Below are 23,711 nucleotides of genomic sequence, written 5' to 3'. Positions count from 1 at the left end.
TTACAGGTATTGATGTTCGATTTTGATGCAACGATTCTCAATATATGGAATGCCAGCGCCGAGCGCCAGGCTCTCTGCTTCGACACTTGAGAGACCAAGTTGATTCCAGATCATCCCGACGTCACCGTGAGCGACAGCATCTTTCGCGACATCCGCCAAAAACTCAGACCGACGGAAAACGTCAACGATATCGATGTGTCCTGGAATGCTTGCAACACTTGGATAAACTTTTTGACCGTTCCACTCGTTTAACGTCGGATTGACCGGAATGACTTCGTACCCGTGTTGAACCAAGTAGTCCGCAATCCAGTTCGCCGTCTTCCCAGAATCACTTGAGACACCGACGACCGCAATTCGCTTCGCATCCTTCAAATACTGACGTGCTTCTTGATCGGTAATCATTTAGAACTCCCCCTTATGAAAATAACTCTTACCTAACACTCTATACCCGAACCAAGATGAAGTATGCGAAATCGAGCACGTTTTCGACGTTTTTCAGAAAGCGTCTTGAAATCAAATGAGTCGACCAATGACCCATCAGATGTCTTCTCGATGCAACTGAGAGCGAAATTGATTATTCATTCTTTTTTAGTGATTTAGGTGACATAATACTATTATTGTTATTAAATAGTCTCTACGACCCTTAAACCTCTAAAAATAAGTTAAATTCTCACGTGCATCGAGTTGACCAACGACCCGTCTAGCACCTTGTCGATGCAACTGAGCGCTCCCTGTCTGACAATTTAACATTGCGTGAAATAACTATTTCACGCAAACAAGTGTCTGACGTATCAACGTTTGGTATACTACTACTAGAGGGGTGATTGTCGGATGAGTTTATTTAAAAACCTAGGAAAAACAATACATAAAACGACCGTTTCGGCTACAGCACCAGCGATTCCCGGTTATGAGCGGATGCCACGCTTCATTCAGTCCTATTTAGATCAGTTAGCAGCCAAACATTTTTCATTAGCAACGATGCGTCGGTACGTCTATGACTATGAAGCGTTCTTCCAATTCGTCGCTGCGGCGTCAGGTGAAGAGGTAACAGCGCGAGATATTCCGCTTGAAGCATTTGTCGAGATCGATGCAGCAGGAATCGAAGCCTACGCCGAATACCTTGCCTTAACGAAACTAAATGCACCGAGCGTCATCAACCGGAAGTTATCAGCGTTACAGTCACTGTTTCGTTATTTGGTCGATACCGGTCAGTTGTCAGAAAACCCGGTCGCCAAAGTCAATCGACCGAAACAAGCCAAACGGGAACCGGTTTATCTGACAAAACGCGAATGGGACGAATTGATTCAGTTATTACCGTCAAACGTTGAGATGAATGCCCGTGAAGCGTCGCATTATGAACGGGATCGTGTCCGCGACGTGACGTTATTCCAATTACTTGGCTATAGCGGGATGCGTTTAAGTGAGATGACGCAACTCGTCTGGAACGATGTCGATTTCCACGAAAATACGCTCCGCGTCATCGGGAAAGGCAATAAAGAACGATTGATTCCACTTGCGAAACCAGCACGAATTGCCTTACGCAAATACGCGATCCATTATCAGATGCCAACGAGCGGCGCCGTACCTGTCTTCCAAAAACACGGGAAACCACTCAGCCCACGGGCAGTCCAGCATATTTTGCAGCGGCACACGGAACGACTGAAGCCAGTCCTCCCCTTTTTAGAGCGCAAAAAAATTACGCCACATAAACTACGGCATACGTTTGCGACACGACTTGCGACCGGCGGGGTCGACGTCCTGACGATCCAGCAGTTACTCGGTCACGAATCCGTCGCAACAACGCAGGTCTATGCCCATATCGGTGATTCGGAGAAAAAACGCGCCGTCGATTTATTTGATGGTGAACGATAATAATATTATGTTAACTAAAGGAGGGATCTCATGAATTACGGGCTCAGTGAACGTAAAATCAAACAAATGTCTGATGCCTATGCCTTTCGACGGGGAAAGAAGTATGTCGCTGCCCGAAAGGTCACGTTACACAATTACCGGATGGGTGACGAGCTAATTGAAGCGAGCGTAGACGGTGAGGAACGATTCACAGTGACGGTCCGCGTCAAGGCGCACGGCGTCGACGCTGGCTGTAACTGTCCGTCGCTTGCGATGGATACGTCATTTTGTGGACACATCGTCGCTGTTTTGCTGGCGATGCATCATGTGCAGGCACACGGCACACCAACACCGCTCTCGCCGCAAATCCGCCCTTTTACGGCAATTCAAGTCGACGACGCAGGCGCGCGCAACTATTTACGCAGTCTCACACCTGATCGTCGGGTGGCGATTCATTTCGAACTGACTGGACCCGTCGTGACGCTCAAACGATTGACGGATAAACAGCAGCATCAACTGTCCCTGCCCTACTTCGATCGTTTGCTTGGACAGACGGAGTATTTGCAGCGGGTTGCGGATGTTTCGTTCAGTCCTGATTTACAGGAACGGATTGTTTCCGGTACGCCGATCGTTAAGCTCCATCTCGATCGAACGGCTCAGAAAGTTGAAGTCCGCGTGTCGTTTGATTATCAAGGGATTCAGCTGAATCCGCTCGATGAGACGATTTATGCTGGACGGGATCAGGTAACGGAGCAAAGTGTCTTACGCTATTTACGTGAATTCCAAGCAACACCATCGAATTCACACTATGTCATCACCAGTGATGCCGCGCAGTATGCTTTTTTGCGGAGTCTGCTTGACGAACGGGTTGCGCTCGGTCAACTGGAGTTATTTGCAACGCAAGCCATCCGAACGACGTTACCAAAAGGACCCTTTCATCCGCGGATCGAAGTCGACGTGACAGACCGCCTCGACTGGCTTGTGTTCAACTTTTCGATGGACGGAATTCCGGAAGACGAGCTGAAACGTGTCCTGAAGTCGCTCATCTTACAAAAACGCTATCACCGCTTGAAATCCGGACAGTTCGTATCTTTAGAGGCACGGGCCTTTCAGCAGTTGCAACGGGTTCTCGCCCAGATGGAAGCGAGTGAACGCGACTTACGCGACGGACGACTCGTCTTACCTGCCGTCCGGAACATGAAGCATCTGATTGGCGCTTCCGTCCTCCATCTTCACGCTGATTTGCTCGAGAAATGGTTCGAATTGAAATCCGGACAAGGATTCTGGCTCGACTTGCCGAATTCATTAGAGTCACAACTCTATCCGTATCAACGGACGGGCATTCAATTTCTAAAGAATTTGGACGCGCACCGATGTCACGGCATCTTGGCCGATGAGATGGGGCTTGGAAAGACAATTCAAGCGATTGGTTATGTAGCAACGATTTCGGATAGTCGTGCACTGATCGTCGCACCAGCATCACTGCTCCGCAACTGGGAGGCGGAACTGAAGCGCTTTTTACCCGGTCGACCGGTTCATGTCGTGACGGGATCTCAAACTAACCGACTTTCCGAACTGGAGTACTTGGCTGAAAACACAGTGACGATCGTCTCCTACACGACGCTTCGGACCGACGTCCGTCGCCACCCCGTATATGACGTCGTTTTCTTTGATGAAGCACAGCACTTGAAGAATCCGCAGTCACAAACGGTCAGTCAACTGCGACATCTGCAAGCAAAACGCCGGTTCGCCTTGACGGGAACACCACTTGAGAATCGACCGCGCGATATCTGGTCGATTTTCCATGTCTTGTTTCCGGAATTACTGCCGGATTTAGCGACGTTTGAGAAATGGTCGTTTGATGACATGCAACAATTCATTCAACCATTTTTATTACGGCGTGAGAAAAAAGATGTCTTACAGGACTTACCAAAAAAGCAGATCGAGCATCATTATGTCGAGCTCGGACCGAATCAAAAACGGTTATATGCGTCGTATCTCGCCAAATTGCAACTCGAGACGCTGCAGCATTTAGACGAAACGAAACGTGAAGATCGTTTGAAGTTACTGGCGGGCTTAACGCGGTTGCGGCAAATTTGCAACGATCCGGGATTATTCGTCGAGGGGTACACAGGGGAAGCAACGAAACGAACGCGTCTGCTCTCACTGATTGCAGAAAAACGAGCAGCCGGAAAACGGATCTTGATCTTCTCACAGTATACGCAAATGCTCGAGCGCATTCGTTCGGATCTCGCGCAACGTCACCTCCCCCACTTCCTATTGACGGGTGAGACACCGCTCGAAGACCGGGTCGCGTTATGCGACCGGTTCAATGACGGTGAAGTCGATCTCTTCTTGATTTCGCTGAAAGCTGGCGGAACGGGACTCAACCTCGCCTCTGCTGATACCGTCATCCTGTTTGACAGCTGGTGGAATCCGGCCGTCGAACAACAGGCAGCCGATCGCGCCCATCGGCTTGGACAACAGTCTGACGTGACCGTCATCAAATTGCTGACACGCGGAACGATCGAAGAGAAGATGACGGAATTACAAGATCGAAAAGCCAAAATGGTCGATGCCGTCCTGACGGCTCCAGACAGTGACGCCTTGACCGTCAAGGAACTCGTTCATCTCGTAACGACAAAGGAGGAACAACGGTGATCCTTGATCTCCTGCTTGGTTATCTCATCGGTAGCATTTTAGGTGGTACGCTCTTTAAGTACATTAGTCGTACCGATTTGGCACAGGTCGGTTCCGGAAACATCGGTGCCCGCAATGCCCATCGTGCCGGTGGGCTTCCGGCTTTTTTATTCGTTTATCTGTTTGATGCCGCGAAGACAGTCTTTGCGTTGCAGATCACAGACATGTTTTATCCGGTCGCCCTCGCCGTGCTCATCGGTCACTTGTTTCCGTTGTTTCACCCACGACGCGGCGGTAAAGGGTACGCTGTATTTTCCGGAATCGTCTTCGCTATCACGCCATGGGCATATCTTGCCGGATTAGGCATACTCGGTTTGTCTTATCTCGTAACGAAAGATAGTGTCAAAGCGGGGCTTATTCCGGTCGTTTTACTTCCTTTACTACCGATCTTCTTAGACGCAGGGTCAGTCAATATCTTGTGTACCGTTGCCGTAAGTCTACTTGTCCTGTGGGCTCATGATGCACTCCACAAGCCAGCCATTACATAAGGAGGACGTCTCCATGATCGACTTTTCCATTGCAACTGCGGACGACGCGGAAGCAATCCATGAATTGAACTACCTCACCTTTACAGAAGAGATTCCGCAACATCAACCGAACATCGAACGGAAACGAATTGATCGATTCCATGATCAGAACACTTACTTGATCGGTAAGGAAGACGATCGACTCGTCGCGATGATCGCCATTCGAAAGCATCGTCCCTTTTCGCTTGAGGAAAAGGGCGTGACGCTAGAAGAGACACTGACGGACCCAGCGGAAATCCGCTTACTTAGCGTTCGTCCCGAATACCGCAATAGTCGTACGTTCATGCAATTGATGCGCTTTTTAATGGTCTACCTCGAGCGGGAGACGATTGATCATGTCTATATCAGTGGTACGACGCGGGAAGCAAAACTATACGCGCGGTTCGGCTTCACACCGATTGCAGCTACGCTTGGTAGTGGTGACGCCCAGTTTGTACCGATGTTGTTGTCGCGCGCAACATACGAACGATCCGTCATCGCGGATGTCTTACGTCCCCTGCATTTTCTAGCCGGTCCGGTCGAGGTTGCGCCGACGGTCCGTCAAGCGGCACAACAAGCACCGCGTCCACACCGGACGGCCTCGATGCGGCAGCTCGATCAAGATTTACGTGGCCGAATGTGTCAGTTGCTGGATTTGCCACATGTCTCGATGGCCGTCGGCAGCGGTACGCTCGCCAATGATATTGTCGCGCAACAACTCACTGGACATGGATTGATCCTGAACGGCGGCGAGTTCGGTCAACGCTTGATTGATCACGCGGCACGTGCCGGCAAGTCCTTTGATGTCCATACGCTTCCCCCCGGTCACCCGATCGACTTGAAGCAACTCGCTCATCAATTGAGGCAAACGGCATACAACTGGATCTGGTTGACGCATTGTGAGACGTCAACGGGTGTTCTCTATGATCTTGATGCAGTAAAAGTGCTGTTAGATCAACGAACCGCGCTCGTCGTCGATGCGATCAGCGCTGTTGGAACCGGACATTTCTCATACGATGGCTGCACTTTCGTCACGACTGTTTCCGGGAAAGCGATTGGTGGTTTACCGGGTCTTGCGTTCATTGCTCACGCAGATCGCGTCCTACCTTCTCTCTGTATTCCCCGTTATCTGGATTTAGGACTCTATGCGGAAGGGGTTGCCTTTTCCGGCTCGTCGAACCTGTTGCTTGCCTGTCAGGCAGCGCTTGATGCCCTCGATCTTAATCAAGCAGCAATCAAGATGACCTATCTCGAACAAGCCGTCCGCGCAACTGGATTCCAACTCCTCGCACAACAAGAAGCACAAGCGCCGGGAATACTGACGATCGTTCATCCGTCCGCAACTGATTTAGGCGACGCTCTGCGCATTCAGGGGTATCACGTCCAGTACGAAAGCGACTATCTCGTTTACAATCAGTGGCTGCAAATTTCGACGATGGGACAGACGACGATGCGGCAAATTGAACGTCTCGTTCGTGTTTTAGTTCGTGAAAATCAACGAATCATCATAAAGAATGAAAAAAACGAAAGACCTCTCAACCCCTGATTTCAAGCGGTTTGGAGGTCTTTCGACTTCAAAAAGATAAAAAAAGAGGTTTATGGATTTAAAACATAGGGGTATAAACTCATTAGCACCGCATCAAACCGGTGACTTACTCACACATGTTTCTCAATATCAGCGTAATGACCTGGGAGAGAAATGCAAAGTCACGAAAGCGTCAGATTCATGAGAGTCTGAAACCGATTGTCTTAGCATGATTCATATTGTTCAGGATTCGTCCTGCTCCTACATTCATTACCTTTTGAGGGCTATACCAAATTCAAGGGGGAAATGAACATGTCAGTTAATTTAACAGCCGAAAAACGCGAGGTACGTCCACGCTCACTCCGTAAACAATTGCGTCATGAAGGAAAAGCTCTTGGCGTCGTGTATGGTTACAAAGTGGAAAGTACACCAATCGCATTTGAAGAAAAAGAATTGCTTAAAATCGTCCGAGAAAACGGTGAAAACGTCTTGATTTCACTCAAACTCGACGGTAAAAATATTAACGTCTTGATCAATCGCCGTGATATGGATGTCTTCACACCAACAGTCGATCACGTTGAATTCATCGCCGTGAAAATGGATGAAGAAACAGAAGTCGAAGCAGACGTTGTACTTGTTGGCGAAGCAGCCGGTGCAAAAGTTGGTGGCTTCCTATCACAAACACTCTTTAAAGTAACAGTCGCCGCTACACCAGATAAATTACCAGAGAACGTCGAAGTCGACGTCACGAACCTCGAAATCGGCGATTCGATTTCTGTAGCCGATCTTCCAGAACAAAAAGATTTCCGCATCGTTACAGAAGGCGATATTCAAGTCGCAGCTGTCGTCGAATCGACACTCGAGCAGGATCTTGAAGAAATCGAGGAAGCAGAGGCACAAGCAGAAGCTGGCGAAGACAACGAAGCGGAAGCAACAGAAACGTCTTCAGAAGAAACAGCTGAAGAGAACGAAGACAATAAATAAGTCGTTTAACGATACGCCCTTTGCGGCGTATCGTTTTTTTTGTGTCTTGACAACAGACGCTGGATTGCCTAAAGTGAACAGCGTATCACCTATTACCATATCCACTAGGGGAGCCCAATTGGCTGAGACGATTCACTTCGGACCCTTCGAACCTGATCTAGTTCATACTAGCGTAGGAAAGTGGAGCGATCACATCCAATGACTCCTGCTGCGCGCAGTTTTTCTGAGGACCGCTCTCTTTTTTACGGAGGGCGGTCTTTTTTGGCGTCTCCCCCATTCAAAGGAGGACGTATCTAATGCAACACTGGAAGATGAAAGAAATCATGGTCATGATGATGCTCGCCGTCGCTTGCGGCGTCATCTATCTTGGTTGGTCAACACTCTGGTTACCGATCTCAGCGATCTTCGGTCCTGTCGGTGCCAACTGGATGTTTGGCATCTGGATCATTGCGAGTCCGCTCGTCGCAGCAATCATTCAAAAGCCAGGTGCCGCTTTAATTGCGGAAGTCGTCGCGGCAGCCGTCGAACTGTTCACAGGTAGTCATTTTGGTTTATCCGCTCTTCTGATCGGAGTCTGCCAAGGACTTGGTGCGGAACTCGTCTTCGCGATGACGCGTTACCGTCGTTATGACACATGGACCTTGATGTTATCGGGTGTCGGAGCCGCGATTGGTAGCATCGTTTATAGTCTAATCGCGAACGGATTCGGTTACTACACAACGACGACGTTGCTTGCGACAACTGGCTTACAATTGATCAGCGGCGCATTACTCGGTGGCTTGCTTGCAGCCATTCTCGTCCGTCGCCTTGTTGCGACTGGTGTCTTGAACGGGTTTGCGGCAGGACGTGCGAAACGAGAAATCGCATGATTACTGTCGACGACCTCAGCATCCGCTATCCCGGTCAGATGAAATCGGTGCTCAATCATGTATCGCTGACGATTGAGCAAGGGACGACCCTTCTGCTCGGACGAAGTGGGAGTGGCAAGACGACATTACTTCATGCCCTTGCCGGACTGACACCGGAAACGATTGAAGTCGAACAGACTGGTACCGTTACCCGGTCCGGTTCGGTCGGAATCTTGTTTCAAAATCCAGAAGAACAGTTCTGCATGGAGACGATCGGACGCGAAATCGCTTTTAGTTTAGAAAATCGCTCGATTCCGCACGTGGAGATGGATGAACGAATTGAACGCTTACTCGCACTCGTCGGTCTCCCCCTTCCCTTCTCGACACCGATCGCGAGTCTATCCGGTGGAATGAAACAGCGTCTCGCGCTCGCAGCGGTCCTAGCACTTGAGCCGACGATCTTATTACTCGATGAACCAACGGCTCAGATTGATCCAATCGGACAACATGAGCTGATGGCGTTGATTTTTCGGATTCAAAAAGAACACGATTTAACGATCGTCTTGATCGAACACCAACTCGATGTCTGTTTGTCGTACGTCGACCAGGTCGTCTTGCTTGAGGACGGATCGATTACTGCGACAGCAGATCCACGGGATCTGTTCCCCCAGGATTACAAAGAGCTTCAAACGAAAGGTATTGCCGTTCCCTCTTTGTATCCGTATACGTTAGAGACGTTACCCATAGATGGACCGCAAGCGGCGCGACTTCATGTGCCTTCCACCGTCGCTACAGCTGGTCGCTCTTTGTTACACGTCGCTGCATTATCGACGAAAGCACCATATCCGCTGACCGATGCGACATTTTCCCTGCAGACAGGAGAATGGGTGATGCTGCTTGGGGCAAATGGATCTGGGAAAAGTACATTGCTTGCGACACTCGGGCGGTTGCTTCCCAATCGTGGAACGTATCAGCTCCAGGGACGCCCGGTTCATCGTTACTCCCGGCGTCGCTTTTATGAGCACGTTGGCTATGTCTTTCAACAACCGGATTTGCAGTTTCTTAAGCTGACGGTCGAAGCGGAAATCGACTGGAGCCACCGGGCAGCGACGAACGTTAAGCGCGCGGCGTTGCTCGAACGGCTGGAACTGACATCTGTCAAACAGCAGTCACCACTTGCTCTTAGTACGGGGCAACAACGACGGCTCAGCGTCGCAACGATGCTCGGACAAACGAAAGACTTATTGTTGCTCGATGAACCGACCTTCGGACAAGATGGATTGACGACACGACGCTTAATGGAACAGTTACAGATGGAACAACAGAACGGTACGACACTCGTCATGGCGACGCATGATATGGAGCTCGTCGCCCGGTATGCGGATCGTGTCCTCGTCATGGAGCAAGGACGGATTACTTTTGACGGTCGCCCAAGCGAGTTATTCGCTGACGTTCCATTACTCGAGCGCTGTCAGCTACAACGTCCACTTTCGTACCAATTCCAGGAGGTGAAACGTGATGCAAACGAACGTGTCCCCGTTCGCTAAACTCAATCCTGTCATTAAGGGAAGCGGATTGTTTTTGATCATGTTTGCCTTGATTGCAACGAATGACTGGGTCAAAACGTTAGTATTCCTGAGTTTTGCTATCGCACTGCTACTCCTTTCCGGATGGGGTCCTTTTGATTTCTTGAAGCGACTTGCGCCGTATAGTCTATTATTCTTATTGACGTTCTGGATGATGGCGGCTTTCGGCAAAGGAACGAATACTCTTTGGTCGTTTGGTTGGTTTCATGTCACGTCGGAAAGCGTCGCGCACGGCTGGTTACTTGCCTTGCGGATGGCCACGTTCGTCTGCCTGAGCCTCGCTTTCGTCACGACGACCGACGCGACCCGTTTCGTAATGAGCTTGATCCATCAGGCGAAGTTATCGCCCCGCTTTGCTTACGGATTCCTTGCCGGGATTCGCTTTCTGCCGCAACTGGTCGAAGAAGTCCGCGTTTTGCGGCAAGTCCGGATGATTCGCAATGTGCACAGTCGCTTTCCTGGTGATGGATTTCTTTCAATCGGCTTACCGCTCTTCTCACGGTCGATCCAGCGGGCAGAACGGATGGCGATTGCTCTCGAAGCCCGTCACTTTTCAGCAGAGCGAACGTATTACGAGGTACCGGTCGTTCAGCGTCAGGATATTATTTATCTCGTGGTCATCCTCCTATTCATCAGTCTTGTCTTTTGGCTATGATTACCGCCACCCGTATCCGGGTACACTCTAGCAAGACAGATTGAAGGAGAACGACATGAAACGTATCCTCTTGATTGGTGCAGGTCACGCTCACCTGCATTGCATTACAAACGGACCAACAGAAGATGTCGAGTGGCTGGTCCTGAACGCCTCGACGTACCAATATTACTCGGGCATGTACTCTGGGCTTGCTGACGGAACATACGACATGGATGAGATGCGTATTGACGTCGCCGCCTTATGTCGTGCCTATGATAAACCATTCATCAAGGAGACCGTCATCAAAGTCGACCCTGTTGAAAAGGTCGTCTTCGGTGCATCCGGCAGACGTTACACCTATGACGTCGTCTCAACGAATATCGGTTCATTCGACTGGTCGGAAGATACGATGCGATTATCGATTAAACCGAACTACCGGTTACCGGATACATTAAAGCGACTGCAACAAGCAAAGCGTCCGGTCGTGATTGGGAGCGGAGCAGCGGCCGTCGAGATGGCGGCGTCCTTGAAAGCGGCGGGTGTACCGATCACATTGATCACGGATCCAGATATCCTTTCTCGTCATCCGGCAGCGGAAGCCATTACGAGACGGTTAAAAGAACTCGAAGTGTACTGGATCCGGGAACGTCCTATAGATGACGAACTACCACTCCGCTTTACGCAACACCCACCAATCGAGTCAGATGCAATCGTCCGCTTGACGGGTGCCAAAGCTCCGACATTGTTTGCAGACAGCAATCTCTTCACCGAAGACGGATTTTTACTCGTCAATGAACAGTTACAAGCGCTCGATCATCCAAGTTTGTTTGCTGCGGGTGACGCGGCGACCCTCGTCGCCTACCCCGACATTCCGAAGAATGGTGTCACAGCTGTCCGACAAGCGCCAATTTTGCTTACGAACCTTTTACGATACCTCCAGGAAGAAGCACTGCAAACCTATCGTCCGCAAACGAACTATTTGACGATTTTATCGATGGGACCGCGTCATGCGGTTTCCCTATATGGTCGTCATTATTCGACTCACCCGTTCGGTTGGTACCTGAAGCGCTGGATCGATCAACGGTTCATGCGGAAGTATCGCTCTTAAAAGCGTGCGCCGGCGCACGCTTTTTCTATACACAAAAACAAGCCATGGACACTCGTCCATGGCTTGTTAAATTAGACGGTTTGATTTCCTTTAACGTACGTCAGTAATGTCTCGTTGAACTTCTCTTGTTCGTCAAGTAACATCCCGTGTCCACTCTCTTCGAAGACTTCGAGTCGCGCATGTGGGATTTCCTTTTGCATTTCTTCCGCAAACTCGAACGGACAGACTTGGTCTTTTTTACCGTGGATGATTAACGTATCGACTTTGATGTTTTCGAGTTTTCCACGTAAGTCTTCGTCACGCAAGGCGATTGCTGACTGAATCGTTCCGTGGGATGAAGCGGCGATGCTAAGACCATGGAACCATTGTTGCAGCGGTTCTGGATGTTCCTTCGCAAAGAAGATTTCACCGAATCCTTTGAGCATCGATGGACGATCCTGTTTCGTATCGGCAATCAAAGCATCGACTTCTTCTTTCGTCATTCCGTATGGATAGCCATCTCGCTGTGTAAAGACTGGTGCCGCAGCTCCTGCGAGAACGAGCTTGCTGACTTTTGAGTCCCCGTAGTGCAAGAGATAGGATAAGGCGATCCCTCCTCCCATCGAGAAGCCGAGCAACGTGACATTCGTTAATTTGAGCTGTTCGATGACTTCGTTAACGTCGGACGCCATCGTCTTATAGTCGTATCCCGTTGCCGGTGCATCTGATTTGCCATAACCACGATAATCGATTCCGACGTAACGGTACCCTTCTTCGACGAGCAGATTCTTTTGATACTCGAACATGTTGTTGTTTGCTGGCCAGCCGTGTAAAAAGACGACCGGTTGACCCGATCCGACATCCTCAACGTAAATCTTCGTGCCATCAACTGCTTGAATGAATGTACCCATCATAAAACCCCCATAGTAATAGATTGACCATGCATGCATCTATTATTCCCGAGTCGAGGGATGTCAAACATCTTGATGTTGAAACGTTATAGAAAATTCTGTCTATTATAGAAAATATGGTAAAATACAGACAATCGTATAGAGGAGGTTTTTCATGAGACGCTATATACATACTGGTATTCTCGCAGGAGCAGTTCTTCTTGCCGGATGCGGAAAAGAACAATACTTAGATCTTACATATGATGCTAATTACTGGGGCGGTATCTCGACTACCTTTGATGGTCAAGAGATACCGGATCTCCCGAAAAAACAAACGGCGGCTTTGTTGAAGGCTTGTCAGCAAAAACCAGACATGATGCGCTTGCCTGATCGATATGTGCAACACGAAGGATTTGATTTATACTTCCTGCCTCCGAGTGTCCAAGGGCGCGAGTTCCAACACGTCCGTTTCCTGTCAGACGAAAAAAAGGACTATCTGGCGTGTCAGCCGATTCGCCACGCGGATTATGCGATTCACCAAATCAAGCGCAGTGATTACCCATTCGTCGATTGGTCGAACCAACCGCTTAAAGCTAAATCGACAGACGTTCGCTTTAAACCTGTCCCAAAAGAAGTGATGGATCAACAAAAACAAGAAAATGAAGAAAGTAAAGACACGAAAGGACTTGGTCGTTACCTTTTCCCATCGTATCAATTGTCCTTACCACCGGAAGGACAATTCGTTCTCTTCATGAAAGACAAAAATAAGGATAAAGAACAAACACTTTTTGAGACGACCGAGTCCCGAGCCGGTTCCGAATTGAATTTAGCTTTTCGTGTCATTCCGAATAGTGGTTTGCAGCACACATCGATCGAACTCATGACCAGTGGTGATCGTATCGGAATTCCATCCGTCATTCAAGACCATGTAATGGGGCAATCGTATCAAATCAAGCGAAAACAACTTCCTACTACGCTTTCAGTGGGACAGACGGTTCCTTTTGCGACTGTTTGGAAGAAAGAAGGAGGCAAAATCGTTCAAGAAACATCGCTATATATGCGTCTCAATCAGACCTACAAAAAACCTGCGAATTACAAATATGGCTTTCTTGATGCATCACCAACCACATATGTCGGTTACATTCACGACTCACCAAAGCAGCTCGTCGATAACGATTTTAAATTCATCTCGGCCATTCCGGATAAACTAGCAAAAAAAATGGCTCAAGAATTAAAAGAGACCGATGTGATGGAGCCACAAGGAACAAAGCTGAAACAGAAAAAATTGACCTTGATCCGCAAAGGAAAAAGTCAAACGTTCGAACTATTCGAACGCAAACGAGCTAAAAAGCTTGAAATCTATGTTGTCAAACCGGGATCAAAGAAAGGTGCGAAGCTGTCAGGTACGACAAGTGAAGCACTTAGTGAGGTGCTCAATCAATGAATAAACGTTACTGGATCGGATTAACACTTGGTGCGACGCTAGCATTAAGCGGTTGCCAAAGTGACGCCCCGAATTTTAAATGGGATTACTTATCACAAATGTATGATGGAGGGCAATTCAACGAAAAAGAATCTCGCACTTTGTCAGCTAAAGAGCAAACCGTCATTCAAAAAACGTGTGCGTCTAAAGCGAGCGATGCACCCGTCAATTACGCTGTCGGTAACATCTATTCCGTCATGATGACGAATCCGTTCGAAGATTATGATAGTCAAACCGTTCGTTACGTGAAAGCTGGGAAAAAGACGTATTTATATTGTCAGACATCGTCTAAAGATGGGTATTATCCGTTACCAAAGAAAGAAGACATCTTCAAGAAGACTACTCTGACTCCACAACGGAAGAACTTTAGCATGAAGCCTGTTGTATTAAAAAAAGACGACTGGTTCAATCCTGATGAGAAGATCGCAGACCATTCTGCTCGAAAATTAGAACTTCCAGGATCAGGTTACCTCGTCATCGAGGCAACGGATGTCACAAAAAAAGATGCACGGACGACGACTTTCGCATACGCGAATTCTCTGACACCGTTCACCCGTGATGTCAATCTCTATCTCGTCTACAATCAACAATACGATTCGACATACGACGTTTCGGTTCGTATACCGCAGTTGTATGGTGGACGTCGTGTGGAACACCCGATCCATTCAATGAAACAACCAGGAAAGGTCCGATTCGTTCCGGGTGACGGCACGCCGGAGCATTATGGAACGGTCATCGCAACGGAGAAAAACGGACGCGAATTCCGCTACGAATTATCGATTCGCCATACGATGCAACAACCGACTGAACTCCAAGTCCAAGGACCGGATCGAACAACAGACGACGTTACGGAAAACCAAAATGAGACACTGTTCCATCAAAAACAGTTTTCGCATATCCGTTTTGAAGAAGATGATCGAGGAAATCATTATTCGGAAAAAGATATTGATTGGGAAAACATGATCATGATGACAAGTGATGAATCCGGGAAATTAAAAAAAGCGATCAAGACGAGTGAACAGGCTGATGTGCGGGGCAAGAGGGCGAAGTGGAAATACTTGACGTTTCGAAAAGGCGTGACTGGTCAACAGTACGAAGTCTATCTTGATAAACGCGTCAAAAAGACTGACATCTACTTAAAGGATCCAAAGCGTGACGTGTCGATCCACTTATCAGCAACGGGTCGTGACATCATCCTCCCTTTATTCGAGCAGTATGAAAAATGACTTATGTCATGAAGACGAAGTGTTGTAGTAAATAAATCAAGGAACACCAGAAGATGAAGGCGATCCCCTCTCGCAACCACTCTTTACGTGTCAACGGTTCACGTAAGAAGGAGACGCAAGCAAACAGTAAGACGAAGAAGTAGAGATAAATGAAGCCACCGCTCGTCAAGAAACCGAAGAGCAGGATCATACCACCGAGGACGGATAGGCTAGAGACGACAGGTTTACGATAGACCATGCGATGCCACCTCGTTTCATCTAGTTTGTTAGAATATACCCAGATTACGGTAAAACAATCTAATGTATTATTACACACAAGACCCCCGAGAAGAATCCTCTCAGGGGTCTTGTATTTATTCTGTTGCAGCGCTATGGTCGGCGACGATCGCATATTCCGTGACGGTATTCGACGTCACGAGCGGTTTGACTTCGGACGTTCCGTTATCTCGTTTATGGTGAACCCCTTTATACGCTTGACTCTCCTGCCATGCATGAAACGCCGCTTGATTCGACCATGTCGTCATGATCGTGACGATGTCTTCTTCTTCCTGACTAATATCGACGAGGACTTGCATCCGGTGGAACCCCTCCATCCGTTCGATTCCCTTCGTCGTCTTAAAACGCGCTGCGACTTGATCTGCTGCGCCCTTCACGACGTGTAGCTGATTCATGACGATCCACATGTTCTTTTCCCCCTTTTTTTCGTCTTCAGTATACTAAAAGTCACGGGTCATAGAAAACGCAGATGCGTTTTCGCTTAATGACGTCAAGCGTTGGATCGTCTCTTTTCCATCCATACGCGTCGCGATCATTTCGAAGTAGAGCGAATGCGGGAAGGCGTCCGGTAACGGTTGGATGGTATGGAAACGTTCCTGACCCGCGACGGTTAACGAGCGCTGCATCGGACGTAATGGTACTTCCCCATCAGCCGTCATCTTATACGGCTCGAACCGAATCGTTTTCATTTGTTTTGAGCCATTCATGCCGTAGGCGACGAGATACCGACCTTCCGGTGTCGCAAGTAACCGTCCCTCGAACCAATCCGCCTCCGTCGTCTGCTTGGTGCGAATGATTCGATCGATTCGTTGTGCCTCATCATTTTGTTGCAGGAGCAGAAACAAGCGATCATGTTTTGCTTCAAGATATGCGACGGCATAATGTTCAGACAATCGTTCGACGAAGTAGACATCACGCGCTTCGATCGATGTGTTCGTCATCTGTTTATATAACTTCGTGACCGTTTTTGCAGTGAAGGAAGGAGTCTCTGGACGCTGGTACATCCCCGTCAATGCTCCGAGTACTAATCCAATAACTAAAATAAAAAGAAGTCGGCGTTTCATCGGTCGACCTGCTTGACGAGCAGGTGATAGCTAGCACCCGGAGGATAATCATCGATTCGCCCGACTTCGATGAATCCCTGTCGTTCATAAAACGAGAGCGCTTGAAATGAAAAGGTCTCGACACGGATTCGGTCGATTCCTGCTTCTCGTGCCCATGTTTCTAATCGATGAAATAACGTCGTGCCAAGTCCACTTCCCCGCTCCTCCTCGACCACAAAGAACCATTCAATATGTACCCAGCCCCAATACGCATCTCCTGTGATGCCACCGATCGGTTGATCGTTTCGCTTCGCAAGCAGAGTGACGGCTTGTGTTCCATTAGACCGTTTTATGGCATGAAACGGCGAAGTCTCGACGTTATAGCGTCGCACCTGTTGTCTGATCCAATCTTGTCCGTCTTCATTTTTATTGAGTTGAAATTGCAGCATATCCGGACTCCTTTCTTGCTATAGTAGTAGTGGAGGTGAATACGATGGAACCCACATTCCAAATTGATTGTACGAAGTGTTTTGGTTTATGTTGTACGGCACTCGCTTTTTCGAAATCCAGTGATTTCGGTCATGATAAACCGGAAGCGACACCGTGTCGCAATCTTGACGCGGATTACAGTTGCCGCATCCATGAGCGGTTACGCAATAGCGGCTACAAAGGCTGTACCGTCTATGATTGTTTTGGTGCCGGGCAACATTTGTCACAGCGGACGTTTCAAGGCGATGATGCACCAAAGCGACGCCAAGCGATTTATGCTGCCTTCCCGAAGATGGTTCACTTGTTTGAGATGATGTGGTACGTAACGGACGGAAAACGTGATGTCACGCGTGACATGCACAATCAACTCGATGAGATGCTTGCCGCGTTGACCGGATACGCTGCCTTACCGGCGGATCAATTTGCACGGCTTGACCTGATGTCAATCCGTCAAACCGTCCGCCCCCTCCTTGAAATGATCGCTTCTCGTGTTCAAGTTCAGTATAGCGGAAGACGCGACCAGACACCACGCGACTGGGTCGGAAAACAGCTACAAGGACGAGATTTTTCAGGTGCCAGCGTTCAGAACCAGTGGTTGCTGGCGACGAACTTGTCGAATAGCCGTTTGTGCGGTGTCAACTTTCTCGGAGCTGATCTGCGAGACTGTAACGTCAAAGACGCGGATCTGACAGACGCGCTCTTTTTGACACAAGCACAAATCAATGCCGCAATCGGCAATGCAGCGACACAGTTACCGCCGCGTTTGCTCCGTCCGTCCCATTGGCGTTAAACAGAAGCGAACGATAAAGAGACACGTTTTCGGATCATCGACCGAAAACGTGTCTCTTTTTATATGCTTGTTATCTTTTGCCGAGCATAAAGCCGTCAAAATAACGCCCGCCAAACGGTGCGAGATAATCGTCGACTAACGCGATGACGGCTCGGCGGTCATTCGACTGATAATACAACTCAAAAGCCATTGTGTGTCGACTGGCATATTCTTCGTCAAACTCCGCAAGAGCACGAATTGTCCACTTCCCTTGTCCGATGTAGCGTTGATTGGCACGAAGGACGAATTCGATGCTCTGTTCATATAAACGTGATGCAATCGCTAGACCTTCTGCGCGGTTCGTCACACTCTCGAAGTCGTCGAGCAAGTCACTTAAAAAATAACGCGCGCGTTGTTGCTCCGGATTCGACCACGCAACAGGTCCATCCGCCAATTGTTGAACGGCTTCCTTGCGGATAGAGGCAAGGTGTGGATGATCCTCGATCGTCCAGCTGTCAGCAATCATGCGTTGCAAGGACGGGCGACCACGTTCCCGGTCACTCTCGAAAAAATGCGCGATCGTCTCAAAGGAATGGACGAATGCTTCGATCGGGACACCGTCATAGGTAAACGATTCCCGATATGCCTGCCGTCGCCTTGCTTCAAAGATGATTAAATCGACATCTGATTGTACGGTCGCTTGTCCTCGCGTATGACTACCGGCAAGTAAGACGGCACAATGATCCGGATAACGTGACGCGACGAGCGGCATGATCCAATCACACCACTCCATGCGTGTCCACTTAGTCTTCAACTTGTTCACCAATCCCGGAGAAGACGGCTAGTTCGTCACCCGGTACGGCAACGATCGTCGCGTCGGCTCGGTGTGGCGCGAGACCGATATCGATCGCCCACGATTCGTAATATGTATCCGATCCGTTCAGGACGAGCGTTTGTCCGTTACTGAAGGTCAAGAATAAATGTGGTGCCGTCTTGCCGATCCGGACACCCGTGATCCGTTCCGCGTGCAATGAGACGATCAAGTGTAGCATCTCTTCCTTTGTTGCATGGCGAACGACCCAATTCTGTGTCGTCTCGACATCACCATAAAATAGACGGTCCGTCTCGATCCGAAGTCGCAGTTCAGGCGCTGTCGTATCGAACAAATTGATGAATTCGAGCGTGACGTAGCCTGCGACATGAACCGTCGCCAATTGTGTTCCGATGAAATAGGTCGTCAAAAGCTGACGGGCGAGTTGATGATCTTCTTTGTTCATGATGAGCACCTCATTTAAAAAGAATGAATGGTATAAGGATGAGTCCGAGAAACTTACTTCCACTCAATTTACCACAAATTAGTCGATCCGAACATGAGAAGAAAGGCATGTTTTCGGTTTTCTACGGCACGAAGGTGAGAATACGGTATACTGATGAGGAACTGACGTCGATCGTGATCGACAGAGAGGAGCTCCATTTATGCAATATTTCTATATGAGACCCTATCCGGATGATCCTGACTGTTCTGCGCAACAAGCAGAGGCGGATCAGATTGATGTGACGGTACGTGTCGTTGAGGCCCATGATTCGGCCAAACGCCGGACGGAACTCGAACAGATGCTTGAGGCGCTGCAAGCGGGAGACGAAGTCATCGTCACGCATCTCTATGTCTTAGCAGACTCGACGCGGCACTTGATTGAGATGCTCGAACAAATGGAGACACGTGGCGCGACACTGTGGTCGCTCCGTGAACACATTCGCACGAGCGAACGGACATCTTTGTCGTTCCTTGAAACGGCCCGCCACCTGGTCCAGTTGCAAAGTGATGTCATCAGCATGTCAACGCGTGCCGGACTCTCAAAAGCAAAAGAGCAAGGAAAACAGACCGGTCGACCGCGGAAACCCGATGAAAATGTCCGCCGCGCGATTGCGATGTATCAAAGCAAAGAGTATTCGCTCGCTGATATCCGAGAACAGACCGGTATTAGTAAAAGTACGTTATACCGATATCTCGAAAGCGAGACGATCGATGCAACGGATAAAGGCTGACTCCATTGTGGAATCAGCCTTTTTTGTCAGCTATTTTGCTTTAATGTGTTGCCGAGCCATTTTTGGAGGGCTTTACCGCCTTCATAGAACGAACAATCCCGTAATTCATACGTATGACCGCCTTGTTCAATCAAGTCGAGGAACGTATTCCCGACGTCCCGGTTTTCCCATTTCCGCTGATCCGTCAAATACTTGAAGCCAAAGTTACACTCGACGTTGAAGATGATGTGGAAGGGTTCCTTGAAAGATTGGACGGCGCGGATCATCTCGATCAAAATCATTCGTTTTGGTGAAGACGCTTCGAACGTATCGAACAGTGTCGTCCGGCGTCCGTGAAACTCGATAACACGGATTGCGCGTCCGGTATCAGCTTTAAAGTCATAACTCGTCCGAATCGAGACGATGATTTCACGTTGGTCTGGTTGTACTGGCATGGTGTATCGCTTCCTTTCTCTCGGTCGATTATAGCATGGACCTGTTCAATTTTAATAGATGTCAACGACTCGGTCTCAAGAAGGATTGTCGTAACCCAAAATTTGTCTTATACTAAAATTACCAAATACATAAAGGAGCGTTTTCGTGAAACATCTATTTTCGATACTCCTCTCGGCGAGCCTCTTGTTCACGGGTTGCTACTGCACTCTCGACGAACGGACGGACGAGCCACACTTCAAATCACGTGCCCGCTCCATCTCCTCGTATCATACTTTCGACATCGAATACGCGAAAGGACTACGTAAGGAACAAGTCTCAAACCGTACGGTTACCGTGACGGATTCAAATGGTGAACGGATGCAAACGGAGATTGAAGTCCTAGACGGCAAAGAAATCCGAATCAAACCACCGCGTACTGGATATAAAAAAGGACGTCGCTACATCATCCACATTCTGGATTCAATCGACGCCCGGAAAGAAGTACATACGAATACGATTCGGGAACGAACCTTCACTGTCGACCGCTGACAGCCAAGGTTCGTTTTTATTTAGAGCGAGCTGGAAAAACGGTATAACTCATCGAGATGACGCCATCAATCACAAGAACGAGTCCCCACAGTTGTAACGTCCGCAAGAGGCTTTCGGTTTGTTCGGTATTTCCGAGCCAGAGAATCATTGCTCCGAGTAAGGCACCACCAATCAAGAATGCCAGGATGTGCCGATAGAATCCGTTGCGTTCCCGTCGCGCACGCGATATGCGTTCTTTTGCTACTTGTTCCCTGAGGATCACCCGGCGATACACCCCATCCGCCCAAGCAATCATCTGCTTCCCAAATGCGAGCGATACGCCGATGTAAATCGCAGCAAGTCCGTGTGCAAGCGTTGCTGTGCTACCGCGACTTAAGTCAAACACTGTTAAGACCAGTAAGACGATATCAATCACGGGTGACATCGCCATCAATCGAAAACCAAGCTTCTCTCGTCTGAATCCATAACGCACGATCAGTCCTGCGACGATGAATACCCAAAATAGAATTTCACAACAAACGATTGCCCAAGCGACGAGTTGCATCGTGATCCTCTCCTTTTTTAATACGACTGTATTATAAAGATAACATCACATTCGTCACTTGACTAGTCTTTTTAATACATTCGTGCTAAAAAAGCTGATATACTTAATGTATGCCAAAACAAGTCAATCACGAAGAACGAAAACGCCTCATCGCAAAAGCAACGTGGCGTACGATTTCTAATGTCGGTATCGAACAAGCTAGCGTCCGGACGATCGCCAAGGAAGCAGGTCTGTCCCTTGGTGCCTTACGGTATTACTTCACGACCCAAGAAGAATTGCTCCGTTTCTCGATGCAACTCGTTCAAGAACGGGTCCAAGAACGCATTACAACCATTTTCGAGAGAGGAGGAACACCAGAAGAGACGTTATGCAACGTCTTACTAGAAGTCTTGCCGTATGCACCTGAGCATCAGCTTGAGATGCAGGTCTGGTTCCAATTCATGATGTCTGCATATGCGTCTCAATCAACAGAGAATCCAGACGACATTTACCACATGTGTCTGGTATTACTGACACGGATTCCGGACGGTACGTTCCGAGCAGATATAGACATCGAGCTTGAGAGCGAACGTCTCGCAGCACTCGTTGATGGATTAGCCTTTCATGCGCTGTTTCGACCAGAACGTCTCCCGAAAGAACGATTGCGTCATGTCCTTGTCCATCACTTGAATGCCCTATTCGTCCGTCCTTTAGCGATCGACGACAAATAACCCGAAGTTCCTTCATCTGCATGAGGGAACTTCGGGTTATTCATTGTTTCGCTTCTACGAGGACCAACGATAAGGAACGAATTAAAAAGAACGTCAGAAATGCTGCCCAGACTCCCTGATTGTCAAAACTTGATGTCGACAGCAGCACAATCGCAAAACCGATCCCTGCTTGAATCATCGAGTTCCGGACTGGAGTTGCCTCGACACGACCAGCAAAGATTCCTTCGTAAATCATCGCCCACCCGGCAATCAGCGGTAAGATGATGATCCAGAGATAATAGTCGCGCGCCGCGTCTAGGATCGCTTCTTCTGAAGTGAACAACTGAAGCAGCGGTGTTTCAAGGAATAGGAGCACAAGTGACCAGAACACGACTGAGTAGAATCCGAACGTCCGTGCTAAACGGACACTCGTCCGGTATGCTTCCTGATCTTGATGCCCTCTCGCCCGACCGACAAGAACGGTTGACGCATGACCGAGTCCACCGAACCAATAAGAGATTAGATACTGAATCTGCAGTAGGATCGCATTGGCTGCAAGGATATCCGGTCCGAATTGTCCTCCCGCTCGTGTAAACCAGCCGGTAACGAGTAACAGGAAAATCGTTCGAATGAATAAATCTCGATTGACACGAAAGAATTTCCGGTAGGCGTGCCAATCCGTCAAGGCACGCAGTTCGTCGCGCGTCATCGACAAATGACTCCGAATCAGATAGAGACTGCAGGCGACAATGCTGATTTCCGCGATGACGGTCGCAAGCGCAATTCCAGCAACACCGGTGTTCAATCCGTAGACGAATCCAATATCGAGTACGACGTTGACCCCGATACTGAATAATTGGACGAACAAAGCATGTTTGACTTGTCCCGTTCCGATTAACCAGCCAAGTAACGCATAACCCATCAAGACGAATGGTGCGCCAATCATCCGGTACGAGATGTATGTCTTGACCGCATCCAGCAAATCAGCGGGTGGCGCAAGTAAATAGAGTCCAATCTGTTCAAGCGGCTGGCGGAATAACAAAATGAGCAAACCGATACAAGCTGCTAGGAACAGCGGTCGGTAGAGCGAAATCCGTAAGGCATGGGCGTCATTCGCGCCGCTTGCCTGAGCACTGAATCCTGTCGTACTGACTTTTAAAAAGCCGAACAACCAGTAGATTGTATTGAAGAAGACGGCACCAACAGCAATGCCACCGATCGCGCGCGGATCACCCGATTGACCGATGACGACGGTATCGGTCACACCAAGCAACGGTGTCGCAATACTTGAGAGAATGAGCGGATAGGCAAGTAACCAAAACGTTTTGTGGTTCGGTTGAGTACTCACCATACTAGTTGGACCTTCATATGTAAGACAAATGATGTAGTAGTTGGTTCAAAAATCATTGGTTCACATCCCTTCAAAGTAATTTTCGAACATACAAGGTATGTAAGCTCTAAGGATATCAAACTCTTTTTCTAAACACTATGGTTTTAGTAGCATGAACCAATTGTATAGATTAAACTTCATGTCGGATTTAAAATTACAAGAATAAATTTGGTAGGTGAAAT

Annotated in this window: 26 protein-coding genes and 1 riboswitch; of the genes, 15 read left to right on the top strand and 11 right to left on the bottom strand. The window is 48.6% G+C overall.

The features are described 5' to 3' along the window. Entirely contained in the window at window positions 1–402 is a 402-nt protein-coding gene (locus BW42_RS04350) for a CoA-binding protein (protein WP_035407950.1), read from the bottom strand. Window positions 403–831: 429 nt separating this feature from the next. On the opposite strand from BW42_RS04350, the gene BW42_RS04345 reads away from it, so the two are divergent. From BW42_RS04345 to BW42_RS04305, 9 genes are all read left to right on the top strand, one after another. Then, a complete protein-coding gene (locus tag BW42_RS04345; protein WP_035407948.1) occupies window positions 832–1,872 on the top strand; it encodes a tyrosine-type recombinase/integrase in 1,041 nt (346 codons plus the stop codon). A 30-nt stretch (window positions 1,873–1,902) separates the two neighbouring features. Further along, window positions 1,903–4,512: a DEAD/DEAH box helicase gene (locus BW42_RS04340; protein ID WP_035407919.1), complete on the top strand. Its 2,610-nt coding sequence runs from the start codon at window positions 1,903–1,905 to the stop codon at window positions 4,510–4,512. Beyond that, entirely contained in the window at window positions 4,509–5,039 is a 531-nt protein-coding gene (locus BW42_RS04335) for a glycerol-3-phosphate acyltransferase (protein ID WP_052019018.1), read from the top strand. Before BW42_RS04340 ends, BW42_RS04335 begins: the two co-directional genes overlap by 4 nt. A gap of 13 nt (window positions 5,040–5,052) precedes the next feature. Next, entirely contained in the window at window positions 5,053–6,603 is a 1,551-nt protein-coding gene (locus tag BW42_RS04330; protein WP_052019017.1) for a GNAT family N-acetyltransferase, read from the top strand. Window positions 6,604–6,894: 291 nt separating this feature from the next. Continuing rightward, window positions 6,895–7,566: a 50S ribosomal protein L25/general stress protein Ctc gene (locus BW42_RS04325; protein ID WP_035407916.1), complete on the top strand. Its 672-nt coding sequence runs from the start codon at window positions 6,895–6,897 to the stop codon at window positions 7,564–7,566. A 96-nt stretch (window positions 7,567–7,662) separates the two neighbouring features. Beyond that, window positions 7,663–7,762, top strand: a riboswitch (TPP riboswitch). 100 nt (window positions 7,763–7,862) lie between these two features. Beyond that, window positions 7,863–8,435 carry an ECF transporter S component gene (locus tag BW42_RS04320; protein ID WP_035407914.1) on the top strand — a complete coding sequence of 191 codons (573 nt, stop codon included), beginning with the start codon at window positions 7,863–7,865 and terminating at the stop codon, window positions 8,433–8,435. Next, a complete protein-coding gene (locus BW42_RS04315) occupies window positions 8,432–9,961 on the top strand; it encodes an ABC transporter ATP-binding protein (protein WP_035407909.1) in 1,530 nt (509 codons plus the stop codon). Before BW42_RS04320 ends, BW42_RS04315 begins: the two co-directional genes overlap by 4 nt. Further along, window positions 9,933–10,655 (top strand): energy-coupling factor transporter transmembrane protein EcfT, encoded by a 723-nt coding sequence (locus BW42_RS04310; protein ID WP_035407907.1) that lies wholly within the window; start codon window positions 9,933–9,935, stop codon window positions 10,653–10,655. The genes BW42_RS04315 and BW42_RS04310 overlap by 29 nt, the downstream gene beginning before the upstream one ends. Before the next feature lie 55 nt (window positions 10,656–10,710). Then, window positions 10,711–11,742 carry an NAD(P)/FAD-dependent oxidoreductase gene (locus tag BW42_RS04305; RefSeq protein ID WP_035407904.1) on the top strand — a complete coding sequence of 344 codons (1,032 nt, stop codon included), beginning with the start codon at window positions 10,711–10,713 and terminating at the stop codon, window positions 11,740–11,742. 71 nt (window positions 11,743–11,813) lie between these two features. On the opposite strand, the gene BW42_RS04300 is transcribed toward BW42_RS04305, so the two are convergent. Beyond that, window positions 11,814–12,632: an alpha/beta fold hydrolase gene (locus tag BW42_RS04300; RefSeq protein ID WP_035407900.1), complete on the bottom strand. Its 819-nt coding sequence runs from the start codon at window positions 12,630–12,632 to the stop codon at window positions 11,814–11,816. 154 nt (window positions 12,633–12,786) lie between these two features. Here BW42_RS04300 and BW42_RS04295 point away from each other — a divergent pair, with 154 nt between their 5' ends. Both BW42_RS04295 and BW42_RS04290 read left to right on the top strand, forming a co-directional pair. After that, complete coding sequence (locus tag BW42_RS04295) at window positions 12,787–14,055, top strand: hypothetical protein (RefSeq protein WP_035407898.1); 1,269 nt, start codon at window positions 12,787–12,789, stop codon at window positions 14,053–14,055. After that, window positions 14,052–15,320, top strand: a complete 1,269-nt coding sequence (locus BW42_RS04290) for a hypothetical protein (protein WP_035407895.1) — start codon at window positions 14,052–14,054, stop codon at window positions 15,318–15,320. The genes BW42_RS04295 and BW42_RS04290 overlap by 4 nt, the downstream gene beginning before the upstream one ends. Before the next feature lies 1 nt (window position 15,321). On the opposite strand, the gene BW42_RS04285 is transcribed toward BW42_RS04290, so the two are convergent. The 4 genes from BW42_RS04285 to BW42_RS04270 all read right to left on the bottom strand — a co-directional run bounded on the left by BW42_RS04285 (window position 15,322) and on the right by BW42_RS04270 (window position 17,088). After that, on the bottom strand, window positions 15,322–15,558 hold the full coding sequence (locus BW42_RS04285; protein ID WP_035407893.1) for a hypothetical protein: 237 nt from the start codon (window positions 15,556–15,558) through the stop codon (window positions 15,322–15,324). A gap of 115 nt (window positions 15,559–15,673) precedes the next feature. Beyond that, window positions 15,674–16,003 (bottom strand): antibiotic biosynthesis monooxygenase, encoded by a 330-nt coding sequence (locus tag BW42_RS04280; RefSeq protein ID WP_035407890.1) that lies wholly within the window; start codon window positions 16,001–16,003, stop codon window positions 15,674–15,676. A 33-nt stretch (window positions 16,004–16,036) separates the two neighbouring features. Further along, window positions 16,037–16,660: a hypothetical protein gene (locus BW42_RS04275; protein ID WP_035407887.1), complete on the bottom strand. Its 624-nt coding sequence runs from the start codon at window positions 16,658–16,660 to the stop codon at window positions 16,037–16,039. Further along, window positions 16,657–17,088 (bottom strand): N-acetyltransferase, encoded by a 432-nt coding sequence (locus BW42_RS04270; RefSeq protein ID WP_035407885.1) that lies wholly within the window; start codon window positions 17,086–17,088, stop codon window positions 16,657–16,659. Before BW42_RS04270 ends, BW42_RS04275 begins: the two co-directional genes overlap by 4 nt. A gap of 44 nt (window positions 17,089–17,132) precedes the next feature. On the opposite strand from BW42_RS04270, the gene BW42_RS04265 reads away from it, so the two are divergent. After that, on the top strand, window positions 17,133–17,918 hold the full coding sequence (locus BW42_RS04265) for a pentapeptide repeat-containing protein (protein WP_035407883.1): 786 nt from the start codon (window positions 17,133–17,135) through the stop codon (window positions 17,916–17,918). Window positions 17,919–17,988: 70 nt separating this feature from the next. On the opposite strand, the gene BW42_RS04260 is transcribed toward BW42_RS04265, so the two are convergent. After that, a complete protein-coding gene (locus tag BW42_RS04260; RefSeq protein WP_035407881.1) occupies window positions 17,989–18,690 on the bottom strand; it encodes a nucleotidyltransferase domain-containing protein in 702 nt (233 codons plus the stop codon). A gap of 10 nt (window positions 18,691–18,700) precedes the next feature. Continuing rightward, window positions 18,701–19,174, bottom strand: coding sequence for a hypothetical protein (locus tag BW42_RS04255; RefSeq protein ID WP_035407879.1), 474 nt, complete (start codon window positions 19,172–19,174; stop codon window positions 18,701–18,703). Window positions 19,175–19,373: 199 nt separating this feature from the next. On the opposite strand from BW42_RS04255, the gene BW42_RS04250 reads away from it, so the two are divergent. Next, the gene (locus tag BW42_RS04250) at window positions 19,374–19,943 is read left to right on the top strand and encodes a recombinase family protein (protein WP_035407877.1); all 570 of its coding nucleotides are present in this window, start codon (window positions 19,374–19,376) and stop codon (window positions 19,941–19,943) included. A 26-nt stretch (window positions 19,944–19,969) separates the two neighbouring features. Here the strand turns inward: BW42_RS04250 and BW42_RS04245 are convergent, their stop codons facing one another. Further along, on the bottom strand, window positions 19,970–20,377 hold the full coding sequence (locus tag BW42_RS04245; protein ID WP_035407875.1) for a hypothetical protein: 408 nt from the start codon (window positions 20,375–20,377) through the stop codon (window positions 19,970–19,972). A 145-nt stretch (window positions 20,378–20,522) separates the two neighbouring features. On the opposite strand from BW42_RS04245, the gene BW42_RS04240 reads away from it, so the two are divergent. Further along, window positions 20,523–20,906, top strand: a complete 384-nt coding sequence (locus BW42_RS04240; RefSeq protein WP_035407873.1) for a hypothetical protein — start codon at window positions 20,523–20,525, stop codon at window positions 20,904–20,906. 16 nt (window positions 20,907–20,922) lie between these two features. On the opposite strand, the gene BW42_RS04235 is transcribed toward BW42_RS04240, so the two are convergent. After that, window positions 20,923–21,450 carry a hypothetical protein gene (locus BW42_RS04235; protein WP_035407870.1) on the bottom strand — a complete coding sequence of 176 codons (528 nt, stop codon included), beginning with the start codon at window positions 21,448–21,450 and terminating at the stop codon, window positions 20,923–20,925. 110 nt (window positions 21,451–21,560) lie between these two features. On the opposite strand from BW42_RS04235, the gene BW42_RS04230 reads away from it, so the two are divergent. Continuing rightward, window positions 21,561–22,160: a TetR/AcrR family transcriptional regulator gene (locus BW42_RS04230; protein ID WP_035407868.1), complete on the top strand. Its 600-nt coding sequence runs from the start codon at window positions 21,561–21,563 to the stop codon at window positions 22,158–22,160. A gap of 40 nt (window positions 22,161–22,200) precedes the next feature. Here the strand turns inward: BW42_RS04230 and BW42_RS04225 are convergent, their stop codons facing one another. Further along, on the bottom strand, window positions 22,201–23,490 hold the full coding sequence (locus tag BW42_RS04225; protein WP_035407866.1) for an MATE family efflux transporter: 1,290 nt from the start codon (window positions 23,488–23,490) through the stop codon (window positions 22,201–22,203). Window positions 23,491–23,711 lie beyond the last annotated feature (221 nt).

Source organism: Exiguobacterium sp. RIT341 (assembly GCF_000632205.1).
Lineage (GTDB): Bacteria > Bacillota > Bacilli > Exiguobacteriales > Exiguobacteriaceae > Exiguobacterium_A.
This window is presented reverse-complemented; position numbering and strand designations above follow the sequence as displayed.

Excerpts from the sequence above, each read along its gene's own strand:
- BW42_RS04250 (WP_035407877.1), top strand. The coding sequence starts at position 19,374 with ATGCAATATTTCTATATGAGACCCTATCCGGATGATCCTGACTGTTCT.
- BW42_RS04245 (WP_035407875.1), bottom strand. The coding sequence starts at position 20,377 with ATGCCAGTACAACCAGACCAACGTGAAATCATCGTCTCGATTCGGACG.
- BW42_RS04320 (WP_035407914.1), top strand. The coding sequence starts at position 7,863 with ATGCAACACTGGAAGATGAAAGAAATCATGGTCATGATGATGCTCGCC.
- BW42_RS04260 (WP_035407881.1), bottom strand. The coding sequence starts at position 18,690 with ATGGAGTGGTGTGATTGGATCATGCCGCTCGTCGCGTCACGTTATCCG.
- BW42_RS04305 (WP_035407904.1), top strand. The coding sequence starts at position 10,711 with ATGAAACGTATCCTCTTGATTGGTGCAGGTCACGCTCACCTGCATTGC.
- BW42_RS04265 (WP_035407883.1), top strand. The coding sequence starts at position 17,133 with ATGGAACCCACATTCCAAATTGATTGTACGAAGTGTTTTGGTTTATGT.
- BW42_RS04350 (WP_035407950.1), bottom strand. The coding sequence starts at position 402 with ATGATTACCGATCAAGAAGCACGTCAGTATTTGAAGGATGCGAAGCGA.
- BW42_RS04330 (WP_052019017.1), top strand. The coding sequence starts at position 5,053 with ATGATCGACTTTTCCATTGCAACTGCGGACGACGCGGAAGCAATCCAT.
- BW42_RS04325 (WP_035407916.1), top strand. The coding sequence starts at position 6,895 with ATGTCAGTTAATTTAACAGCCGAAAAACGCGAGGTACGTCCACGCTCA.
- BW42_RS04300 (WP_035407900.1), bottom strand. The coding sequence starts at position 12,632 with ATGGGTACATTCATTCAAGCAGTTGATGGCACGAAGATTTACGTTGAG.
- BW42_RS04230 (WP_035407868.1), top strand. The coding sequence starts at position 21,561 with ATGCCAAAACAAGTCAATCACGAAGAACGAAAACGCCTCATCGCAAAA.
- BW42_RS04285 (WP_035407893.1), bottom strand. The coding sequence starts at position 15,558 with ATGGTCTATCGTAAACCTGTCGTCTCTAGCCTATCCGTCCTCGGTGGT.
- BW42_RS04270 (WP_035407885.1), bottom strand. The coding sequence starts at position 17,088 with ATGCTGCAATTTCAACTCAATAAAAATGAAGACGGACAAGATTGGATC.
- BW42_RS04345 (WP_035407948.1), top strand. The coding sequence starts at position 832 with ATGAGTTTATTTAAAAACCTAGGAAAAACAATACATAAAACGACCGTT.
- BW42_RS04255 (WP_035407879.1), bottom strand. The coding sequence starts at position 19,174 with ATGAACAAAGAAGATCATCAACTCGCCCGTCAGCTTTTGACGACCTAT.
- BW42_RS04290 (WP_035407895.1), top strand. The coding sequence starts at position 14,052 with ATGAATAAACGTTACTGGATCGGATTAACACTTGGTGCGACGCTAGCA.
- BW42_RS04280 (WP_035407890.1), bottom strand. The coding sequence starts at position 16,003 with ATGTGGATCGTCATGAATCAGCTACACGTCGTGAAGGGCGCAGCAGAT.
- BW42_RS04295 (WP_035407898.1), top strand. The coding sequence starts at position 12,787 with ATGAGACGCTATATACATACTGGTATTCTCGCAGGAGCAGTTCTTCTT.
- BW42_RS04225 (WP_035407866.1), bottom strand. The coding sequence starts at position 23,490 with ATGGTGAGTACTCAACCGAACCACAAAACGTTTTGGTTACTTGCCTAT.
- BW42_RS04315 (WP_035407909.1), top strand. The coding sequence starts at position 8,432 with ATGATTACTGTCGACGACCTCAGCATCCGCTATCCCGGTCAGATGAAA.
- BW42_RS04235 (WP_035407870.1), bottom strand. The coding sequence starts at position 21,450 with ATGCAACTCGTCGCTTGGGCAATCGTTTGTTGTGAAATTCTATTTTGG.
- BW42_RS04340 (WP_035407919.1), top strand. The coding sequence starts at position 1,903 with ATGAATTACGGGCTCAGTGAACGTAAAATCAAACAAATGTCTGATGCC.
- BW42_RS04310 (WP_035407907.1), top strand. The coding sequence starts at position 9,933 with ATGCAAACGAACGTGTCCCCGTTCGCTAAACTCAATCCTGTCATTAAG.
- BW42_RS04275 (WP_035407887.1), bottom strand. The coding sequence starts at position 16,660 with ATGAAACGCCGACTTCTTTTTATTTTAGTTATTGGATTAGTACTCGGA.